General features: G+C 61.3%; 10 protein-coding genes. 8 read left to right on the plus strand and 2 right to left on the minus strand.

The features are described 5' to 3' along the window. Positions 1-388, plus strand: a 388-nt coding sequence (locus PZA18_RS23035) for a hypothetical protein (RefSeq protein ID WP_284103246.1), incomplete at its 5' end; no start/stop codon positions are given. A gap of 32 nt (positions 389-420) precedes the next feature. On the opposite strand, the gene PZA18_RS23040 is transcribed toward PZA18_RS23035, so the two are convergent. Both PZA18_RS23040 and PZA18_RS23045 read right to left on the minus strand, forming a co-directional pair. Then, positions 421-1,587, minus strand: coding sequence for a trypsin-like peptidase domain-containing protein (locus tag PZA18_RS23040; protein ID WP_284103247.1), 1,167 nt, complete (start codon positions 1,585-1,587; stop codon positions 421-423). Then, complete coding sequence (locus PZA18_RS23045; RefSeq protein ID WP_284103249.1) at positions 1,575-2,657, minus strand: ATP-grasp domain-containing protein; 1,083 nt, start codon at positions 2,655-2,657, stop codon at positions 1,575-1,577. The genes PZA18_RS23040 and PZA18_RS23045 overlap by 13 nt, the downstream gene beginning before the upstream one ends. On the opposite strand from PZA18_RS23045, the gene PZA18_RS23050 reads away from it, so the two are divergent. From PZA18_RS23050 to PZA18_RS23080, 7 genes are all read left to right on the plus strand, one after another. Beyond that, positions 2,656-3,963: a phosphoribosyltransferase domain-containing protein gene (locus tag PZA18_RS23050; RefSeq protein WP_284103251.1), complete on the plus strand. Its 1,308-nt coding sequence runs from the start codon at positions 2,656-2,658 to the stop codon at positions 3,961-3,963. The two genes, PZA18_RS23045 and PZA18_RS23050, sit on opposite strands and share 2 nt — an antisense overlap. Positions 3,964-4,090: 127 nt before the next feature. Next, the gene (locus PZA18_RS23055) at positions 4,091-4,855 is read left to right on the plus strand and encodes an HAD family hydrolase (protein ID WP_284103252.1); all 765 of its coding nucleotides are present in this window, start codon (positions 4,091-4,093) and stop codon (positions 4,853-4,855) included. Beyond that, a complete protein-coding gene (locus PZA18_RS23060) occupies positions 4,848-5,939 on the plus strand; it encodes a cysteine protease StiP domain-containing protein (protein WP_284103253.1) in 1,092 nt (363 codons plus the stop codon). The genes PZA18_RS23055 and PZA18_RS23060 overlap by 8 nt, the downstream gene beginning before the upstream one ends. Beyond that, positions 5,929-6,960 (plus strand): HpcH/HpaI aldolase/citrate lyase family protein, encoded by a 1,032-nt coding sequence (locus tag PZA18_RS23065; protein ID WP_284103254.1) that lies wholly within the window; start codon positions 5,929-5,931, stop codon positions 6,958-6,960. Before PZA18_RS23060 ends, PZA18_RS23065 begins: the two co-directional genes overlap by 11 nt. 102 nt (positions 6,961-7,062) lie before the next feature. Continuing rightward, positions 7,063-7,659, plus strand: a complete 597-nt coding sequence (locus PZA18_RS23070; protein ID WP_284103255.1) for a TerD family protein — start codon at positions 7,063-7,065, stop codon at positions 7,657-7,659. After that, positions 7,656-8,843, plus strand: coding sequence for a TerD family protein (locus tag PZA18_RS23075; RefSeq protein ID WP_284103256.1), 1,188 nt, complete (start codon positions 7,656-7,658; stop codon positions 8,841-8,843). The genes PZA18_RS23070 and PZA18_RS23075 overlap by 4 nt, the downstream gene beginning before the upstream one ends. Before the next feature lie 51 nt (positions 8,844-8,894). Next, positions 8,895-9,470 (plus strand): TerD family protein, encoded by a 576-nt coding sequence (locus PZA18_RS23080; RefSeq protein ID WP_284103257.1) that lies wholly within the window; start codon positions 8,895-8,897, stop codon positions 9,468-9,470. The last annotated feature ends 222 nt before the right edge of the window (positions 9,471-9,692 follow it).

The following is a 9,692-nucleotide window of genomic DNA, read 5'->3' on the forward strand; positions in this document are numbered from 1 at the left end:
TGGCGTCGTTAGGGTTCGTTTATTTAGCTCGCTAAACCGCACTCACCCTGCCTCGCCCTGCCCCAAAACTCGGCCCGGCGCGACCGGAAACAAAACGTCAACAGAGCCTAACAATCAGTGGATCGGTGCTATCGAATACGCAGACTTTGATGTCTTGACTAGGCTCCATGAACGCATTGACTGTTTTTTCTTGAAGCGGTTGGACGACCCTTATCGCGACGAATCCTTTTCGCCGTATGAAATTTCACAGGCGCTTGCTCAATTACTTCCGCTACTACCGGGCTCACTGCCTTGGAATGAACGAGAGCGCGCCTTTCTGCACAAGCTGATTGCAGTGCTGAGTTTCGCGCAGCAATCCGGCAAAAACCTGCTGGCCGTCGCAGACTAGGCTCCAGAGCCGAGGCTCCGGCTATCAGACGCTTACACCGCAACCTCCAGCAACCACAGCGAGGCTTCGATGTCGCGGACCAGCTCGTGCGGAGCCTTGGTTGGCAGGTCGCGCGCACGTAGCGGCGTAACACGGGCGGCTTCGAGGAATGACAGCAATAGTGACGATTTGACTGCAAAGTTCATGTTCTGCGCCCGGGTAATGGTTGATGTGACAAGGCCAGTGACCTGGCCGGCCATATCAAACAGCGGGCTTCCGCTCGATCCGGGCTGGATCGGCGCCGTGAACTGCAACAGGCGCGAATCGTCGTGCAGCCCGAATAACGCTGACACACCTCCCTGGGTGACTTGCACCCCCCGCCCGGTCAGCCCTGCCAGCGGAAAGCCCAGTGTGATGATCGGCTCGCCCAAGCTGATACCGGGACCGTCACGGAAAGTCACCGGTTGCAGCGGTGGTGCGCCGTCGATCCGCATCAGGGCAATGTCGTTCTTGAAATCAATCACCACCGGCTCAGCCTTGTAGGTGCCCTGGAGCGAGGTGATGCGAAAGCGCCGCATGTCTTCGATCACATGCGCACAGGTCAGCACATGATTGCTGCTGACGGCAAAGCTGGTGCCGCTGGCTGCTTCGCAGTGATCAGGGGCATCGGAGCTGGACTGGGCAGCGCTGTCATCGGCGCTGGCGGTGTTGTGGCTGTGATCGGGATGTTTGTCGTTGATCTCCATGCCCAGCCGGCGCCCGAGTGCCGCCAGTCCATAGGCCGAGCCTTCGGCCAGCGCCCGGATCTTCCATTGGTCGCCCCGTCGGTAGAACTCGGCCAGGACCAGCGCGGCATCGCCAAAGTCGTTGACGGGCAGACGATAGCGGATGGCATCGTCAACCTGCAGGTTCAGTTCGCGCAGATCGCGAATCGCCCCTGCAGCGCCATAGAGATAGACCGTGAGCAGAATGAAATGGGTATTGGCGGGCAGGGCATCCAGCTGCAGGCTGCAACCGGCGTCGGCGCCCACTTCCTGCCAGCTGTTCCAGGGTTGGTGGGCAAACAGCAGCGCCGCATGGCCCGTAGGCTGGCGCTTTTCATCGAGCGGTAGTAGTGCAATGCCGGCATGTTCCCAGACGTTCTTGATATCCGCACCCAGCACAAACCGGCAGCCAGGGCCGGATAGGGTGCAATTGGCGCCGGCGGTCAGTTCAACCATGGTGTGGGCTCCTTCATTGGTTTTGCCGGTCTGGCGTCAGAGGTGGTGATGGCGCGGTAGGTCGGGGTGGCGCGGTCAATCGGCACGGGCAGGGTGATGGCTTTGAAGCTGACATCTTCCTGCCAGTGGATGGCAGGTGGCGGTAATCCCAGGCGCCGACAGGCAAAGATGCCGGCCAGATTGATTCCCGCCAGACGGGTGTAACCGATACCGCCGGAATAACGGGGGTTGATTTCCAGAAGATGCGGGGTGCCTGCGGCATCGTCCCGGGTCTGGATGTTGACGATACCGTCACAGGCGAATACCCGAGCGGCGGCAATGGCCAGCTCTACAGCAGGCCCGTTGCGGAACAGATGCTGGTGCAAGCCCTGTTTGCGGCGGCCTGCATGCGCGACAACCTGTCCCTGCTCGACTACCAGATCAATCGAACACTCACTGCCGGCCAGATAGGGCATGACCAGCAGCGGCTTGCGCTCGGTGCGTGCGGCGTAGGCGTCAATGAACAGCCGGGTGTTGACGACACGGGCATCGGCATTGGCAAAGCAGCGGAATGGGTCGGCATGGTCGGATAGACGCCAGAACCCCAGTCCGAAGATACCCTGTGCGGGTTTGACACACACCATCTGCTGCTGGGCGCGGAGGGTATCGACGGCGGCCGCCAGGGCCTCGGCATCATGAACCGTGATGGCCGGGACCACTTGCAGGCCCGACTGCCGGGCATACTCGGTAAAGCATGATTTATCGTTGACCAGATCGAAAGTCCGGGCCGACATGCCACCCGTGACCAGATCAATCCCGGCTGCGGCAAAGGCTGCCCGAGCCGGTTCAAACACTTGCCCTGAATGGCCCACCTGCACCACGCGGATCTGCCTGGTGATGGCCATGTCCAGCACCCAGTCCAGGCGTTGACGCGGATGGCTGGGTTCGACCAGAGCGGTATCGGCCAGACTGGTGATTTCAGGCCGGTGCTGGCGGTGGGAGGCCAGAATGGGCAGGTGTCGGGGCAGGGCTTCCTGAGCGCCCTGAATGATGTCGCGCTGACTGGACTGCCCTTCAAGGAACCAGATCATGGAGTCTCTCGTATTGGCCGGGTTGGGGGAGGGAGTGCGGTTGCTTCATTATCGGGATGTCGGCACGCCCAGTTCAAGCACTGGCGCCGGTTCTGGCGCTTTGGCCGGATGGACGAACTGGCGATATAGTGGCGCAATCCCTGCAAACCGCCTGCCTCTGATGACTGCCAACACTGTATTGCCTGAACGCCTGACGGCGGAGTTATCCCGTGGGACATTAACGGTGGAAGTCCTCAGCAGTCTGCTGCCGCCGCACGACCTCTTCGACTTTGCCGAACGCCGCAATCCCAAGCGGGCCTTCCTGTTTGTCTCGAAAGTGCTTGGCCGCCATATTCCGGTCGCCCCCCACATCATGCGCGAGACCTACCAGCGGCTGGCAGCGCAGATCCCGCCTGATCTGCCCGGTCCGGTGCTGGTGATCGGCATGGCCGAGACGGCTGTTGGTCTGGGGGCCGGGGTGCATCGGGCTTATGCCGTGAATCGTAGCGATGCCCTGTATCTGGCCACCACCCGCCACCCGCTGCAGACACCGTTGCTGGCGCGGTTCGAGGAAGAACATAGCCACGCGACCACCCAGCTGATCCACCAACCGCTTGACCCGGCCTTGTGCAAGATGGTGCTGGGTGCGCGTTCGCTGGTGCTGGTCGATGACGAGGCTTCAACCGGCAAGACCTTTGTCAATTTGCTGGCCGCGCTGGAGGGGGCAGGTCTGCACCAGCTGGAGCGCGTGGTGACCGTGACGCTGACCGACTGGTCGCAAGGTGCGGCCACCCGCCAGCTGGGGCCGGCGGCGTTGGCGGTCAGCCTGCTGCAAGGACACTACCGCTTTGCCGAGATTCCTGATGCGCCACTGCCGCAGATGCCGGAAGTCGGCAAGGTGGCGGTGGGGGATTGGCCGCTGGACCTCCGTCGTGACTGGGGGCGGCTCGGGGTGCGCGATCACCACGATAATCTGGCTCCCGGTCTCACGGTCAGGCCAGGGGAGCGTGTGCTGGTGCTGGGGACCAGCGAATACGTATGGCGCCCGTTTCTACTGGCCGAGCGCTTGCAGCGGCAAGGCGCCCTGGTGCGGTTCGGAGCGACCAGCCGTTCGCCGATAGCCCTCGGGCATGCGATCCGCCATGCCCTCAGCTTTGCCGATAACTACGGTATCGGCATTCCCAATTTCCTCTACAACGTGGCGCCAGAAAACTTCGACCGGGTGCTGCTCTGTTGCGAAACCCCGCCCCAGTCGCTGGACCCGGCGCTGGTGGCGGCATTGCGGGCCGAGATCGTCAGTGAGGCCGGGCGCGCCGGAGCGCCATGAATCGGCGTGAGCCAGAGGCAATGGCAGGCAATGCAGCTTTGGTCGGACTATTAATAATTCTGCAATAGGGCGTGGGCACTTTGCTCAGCGTTGGCCAGAAATGGCCGGTTCACGATAGGTAATTGGCATGTCCGGCACCACTAACCGTCCATTGGTGTTCGTCGATCTGGACGACACCTTGTTTCAAACCCCGCGCAAAATGGCCGATGGCGAGCGCTTTGCCGTGGCCTTCGATGTTGCGGGGCAAGCCATCAGTTATATGACGCCGATTCAGAAGCAGTTTGTGGAGTGGCTGTTGCAGACGGCGGATGTGATACCCGTGACTGCGCGTGGCGTCGAGACCTACCGGCGGGTCGATCTGCCGTTCTGTCATGGCGCCATCTGCGCACATGGCGGCGTTCTGCTGTCGGAAACGGGCGAGCTGGATGTCGCCTGGCAGGCCCGCATGCAAGCCTTGCTGCGCGACGAGCAGGCCCGCTTGCCGGTTCTGGCCGACACCTTGTTGCAACTGGGCCGGGATAACGGGCTGACCTTGCGAACCTGGGTGGAAACCGGTGCGGGGCTGAATCTCTATGCCGTGGTCAAACATCAGCAGATGCAAGACAGCGTGCTGCACACCGTATTGGCCCTGGCCCAAAGCCAGCGGCTGATCGACGGCCTGTCGATTCATCTTAACGGCAATAATCTGGCCTTCCTGCCCGAATGCCTGGGCAAACAGGCAGCAGTGCGGGAGTGGATACGCCGCGATCAGGAACGGTTCGGAGAGCGGGTCTATCTGGGGTTTGGTGATTCGCTGACGGATCTGGGCTTTCTCGGTGAATGTCACTGGTGGGGAACGCCACAGCGTGGCCAGCTGGCCCGCCAGATTTTCGAGGGGCTGCAGCATGGATAGCCTGCCCGCCGAGCTGCTCGGCTCGGGTTCGTATCCGGCCGATGAGGTGAGTTTTCTGTTGCGCCCGGTGGCCATCGCTTCCACCGATGTCGCGGAAAAGGAGCGCCTGATTCAGACCCGTCAGCGCCATTATTCCGAGATGATCAGCCACGAGTCCGCACCATCCGAGCGCCACATGGCGTTTTACCAGCGGGCACTGGCGCAAAACGGGCCGCGAATGGCGCGGGATGTCCTGGCATTGGCCAGCGCACTGTCGGCAGCCTGTGTCGAGCGGCAGCCGGTGGTGCTGGTATCGCTGGTACGGGCGGGCATTCCTCTGGGGGTGCTGCTACGCCGGGCGCTGCGCCGATGCGGGCACGAGGTATTTCACTATGGGGTCAGCATCATCCGCGACCGAGGCATCGACCAGCAGGCCTTGAGCATGATTCTGGCGCGCCATGCGGCGGCCAACCTGTTCTTTGTCGATGGCTGGACCGGCAAGGGCGTGATTGCCCGTGAACTGCAACGTAGCGCGGCCGGGCTGCCGCAGCCACCCCGCCTGGTGGTGCTGGCGGACCCCTGCGGCCACGCCTGGCTGGCCGCCTCGGCCGAGGACTGGATCATCCCTTCAGGGGTGTTGGGCGCGACCGTATCGGGCCTGGTTTCCCGCTCGATCTGGCCTGTCGATGGGGGCTTGCACGGCAGCATGGTCTACCATCATTTACGGGAGGCCGATGTCAGCACGCCGTTCATCCAGGCGATTGAGGCTTTTCAGGCTGACGTCGCCCCGGTTGCTGCGGCATTGCCCTGGCCAGTGCAGCAGGCTGCTGGTCTGCAGCAGGGTTCGCAACGGGTGATGCAGTGGCTGGCAGACCGCCATGCTGTGCATCAACCCAACCGGATCAAACCGGGCATCGCCGAAGCCACACGCGCCCTGTTGCGCCGGATGCCCGAGCAGGTGCTGGTTCGTCACCTGGGTGATCCGGATGTCCAGCTGCTGGTGTATCTGGCCCGGCAGGCGCAGGTGTCGGTAGAGGAAGTAGGAAAACAGATAGCCCCATATCGTGCCGCAACCATCATAAGGAGCGCAGGTGATGCGAAATGAGCTGCTTGCTGACAACCGGTACGAATCTGACAGCGATATCGCGGTTGTCGAGCCGCCCGGCGTGACGCTGCCCCTCGCCCCCAGGCCCTTGCCCACCCTGTCGCCCCATGCGCTGGGGGCAACGCTTTATATGCCCGCCACCCGGCCGGATCTGACCGAAATCATCAGGGGGCACAAGCACCCAGGCTTACGCTCTTTGGTCATCTGCCTGGAAGATGCGATTGGTGAGGCAGAGATCGGGGTGGCGCTGCGCAATCTTGAACACTGCCTGCAAGCCATCGACCAGGCTGGGGGGCGTCCGGACGGCAGCCCTCTGATATTTGTCCGCCCGCGTTCCTGCGGCATGGCCGCACTGCTGGCGCAGTGGCCCCTGTTCCAGCACGTTGATGGCCTGGTGGCACCCAAGCTGACCTTGGCCAGCCTGGGCCACTGGCAGCGGGCCGTCGAAGGCACCCGACTCCTGCTGATGCCGACGCTGGAAACCCGCGAGGTTTTTGATCCGGGCGCCATGGTGGCGCTGCGGGATGCCATGCTGGCAACCTTGCGCGAGCGGATCCTGGCCTTGCGCATCGGTGGCAATGATCTGATGGCCTGTTTGGGGTTGCGACGCATGCCGGGCCTCACGGCGTATCAAAGCCCGATGGGCTATGTTATTGCCATGCTTTGCGGTGTCATGGGGTCATCCGGCTTTGCGCTGACTGCGCCGGTTTTCGAGCAATTGCATGCCCCCGGCCTGCTGCAGCAGGAGCTGGAGCTGGATATCGCGCATGGTTTGGTCGGCAAGACGGCCATTCACCCGGCGCAGGTGCCGGTGATTCATGCCGCGCTGCAGGTGAGTTCGGCGGATTACGACAGTGCTCAGGCCATCCTTTGCCAGTCGGCGCCTGCGGTGTTTCAGTTCAATGGCGCGATGTGCGAACCCGCCACCCATGCCCAATGGGCGAGGCAGATCGTGCAGCGGGCGCATTGGTATGGCATCCGCCAGCCCGAGCCGGCGCTGGCCTTGGCACGTACGGCCTGAGAGCCCGGCAGGAACTTGCAATGCCACGGGCGGTCAGCTTGCAAGCAATACGGGATGAATCCCGAGGGATTTCCAATTTGCCAATCTGGGAGGTATTAAAAAATGGGCATTTCTCTTAGCAAGAACCAATCCATCTCGCTTGAGAAGACGGCGGGTAGCGCGCTATCAAAGGTCAGCATGGGCCTGGGATGGGATCCGGTGGCCAAAAAGGGCGGTTTCTTTGGCAAATTGCTGGGCGGGGGCGGAGGCTCTATCGACCTGGATGCATCCTGCCTGATGCTGGACGCCAGCAAGAACCCCATTGACGTCGTCTGGTTCGTGCAGCTGCAGTCACGCGATGGTGCCATCCGCCATAGTGGCGACAATCGCACGGGGGAGGGGGATGGCGATGATGAAACCATCTCGGTCGATCTGGCTGCCTTGCCGGTGTCGGTCAAATATCTGGTGTTTACCGTCAATAGCTTTACGGGTCAGACTTTTGATCAGGTCGAAAACGCCCGATGCCGGCTGGTGAATCTGGCCAATGGCAGCGAGCTGGCCCGCTTCAATCTGTCCGAGAAAGGGCCGCACACGGGTGTGCTGATGGCGTATATGGTGCGCGAGGGCAGTGACTGGACCCTGACGGCGCTGGGACAGGTTGCTTCCGGTTCTACAGTGGAACATCTGGTTGCCGACGCACAGCGAGCCATCAAATCATGACGACCCTGACTCCGGGCGGCAACGCCAACCTGCCTGAGGGCGAGGTTTCCATCAGCATTGACTTCAGCCCGATTGCGGGCGCGGATATTGATGTTTCCGCCTTCCAGCTCAGTGCCAGCGGCAAGGTGCGGGGCGATGGCGATATGTGTTTCTACGGCCAGCCCAGTGTCAGTGCTGGCGCATTGCGGCTGGCAGAGGCCACCCCGGGCCGGGTGGTGTTTCAGCTGCGGCCTTCTGGTATTGATGCGGCCATCGAGAAGATTGCGCTGACTGCAACCATCCATGAAAACCGTGCCCGCTTCGAAGCCTGCAGCCGCCTTACCGTAAAGGTGGCCGGATCGTCTGGCGAGCCGCTGGATGCGCCGATTGCCACGCAGGGCATGGCTGAAACCGCCCTGATTCTGGGTGAATTCTATCGCCGTAACGAGCAGTGGAAATTTCGCCTGGTGGCACAGGGATTTACCGGTGGTCTGGCCCCATTGGCTCAACACTTTGGTGTGGAAGTGGAGGCCCCGGCAGCTGCGCCAGCGCCCGTCGCGGCCCCGACGCCCGCACCGGCTGCGCCCCCGCCGCCCACATCATCCATCAACTTGAGCAAGATCACGCTCGACAAGACCAAATCGACCATCAGCCTGGAAAAGAAGGCGGATTTTGGCGAGATCAAGATCAACCTCAACTGGAATCGCGGTTCATCGGGAGGCATGTTCGGCTTCGGCAAGAAAAAATCTGTCGATCTGGATCTTGGCTGCCTGTTCGAGCTGCAGGATGGTTACAAAGGGGCGATACAGGCCTTGGGTGAACGTTTCGGGGCATTTGAGTCCGAGCCATTCATCGAGCTGCTGGGGGATGATCGTACCGGCGCTGTCAGCGAAGGGGAGTGGCTGCGCATCAACGGCAAGTTCTGGAAGGACATCAAGCGGGTCTGCGTGTTTGCGTATATCTACGAGGGCGCGCCAGACTGGAAAGCGACCGATGGCGTGGTCACACTCTACGCGCCCGGTCAGCCGCCGATCGAGGTCAAACTCAATGAAGAGGGCGGGGCGCTGGGGATGTGCGCCGTGGCTTTGCTGGAGAACGATGGCGGCGCAGTCAAGGTTAGCCGTGAAGTACGATTTTTCGAGGCGCATCCGCAGCTGGATGACGCTTACCGCTGGGGCATACGTTGGAAGGTGGGTTCCAAGTAGAGCAATCGGCGCAAAGTGGTGATGTAAATAGTCTTTTACTCAGGAGGCAGTATGGCAATTTCATTGCAAAAAGGCGGCAATATCTCTTTGGATAAAACCGCTCCGGGTTTGGTGGAAGTACGTATCGGTCTGGGCTGGAACCCCAGAGCGACCGATGGTCAGGCATTTGATCTGGATGCCAGCGCCTTTTTGCTGAGCAGCTTGGGCAAGGTTCGCAGCGATGCCGACTTTATTTTCTACAACCAGAAAACCACTGCCGATGGTTCGGTGGCGCATACAGGGGATAACCGCACCGGGGAAGGCGACGGAGATGATGAGACCTTGACCGTCAACCTCGCCAAAGTGGCCGCTGACGTAGACAAGATTGTCTTCGTGGTCACCATTCACGAGGCGGATACCCGCAAGCAGAATTTCGGTCAGGTAGGTGGTGCTTTCATTCGCGTGATCAATCAGGCAGGCGGTGCAGAAATTGTTCGCTATGACCTCAGCGAAGATGCTTCGACAGAAACCGCCATGGTGTTTGGGGAGCTGTATCGCAGCTCGGGCGAATGGAAGTTCCGTGCCGTGGGCCAAGGCTATGCAGGCGGCCTGCGTGCCATGTGCATCCAGTATGGCTTGAATATGTAAGCGGTTACTCGGATGGATAGAGGGCGGCGCGTGGTCGCAGCCCAAAACAAGAGCCCTTCCCGAAATGGAAGGGCTTTTGCTTGGTGATGGCGAACTTAGGCTCTGTTGACATTTTATTTCCGGATCGCGTTTCGTCGGATTTGGGCCTGATGCAAGGCGAAAAGCGCGCCGCTTAGTGGGCTAAGCAAGCGATTTTTAACACCGCAGCAGGCCCAAATCCGT

Source organism: Parachitinimonas caeni (assembly GCF_030129945.1).
GTDB classification, from domain to species: domain Bacteria; phylum Pseudomonadota; class Gammaproteobacteria; order Burkholderiales; family Chitinimonadaceae; genus Parachitinimonas; species Parachitinimonas caeni.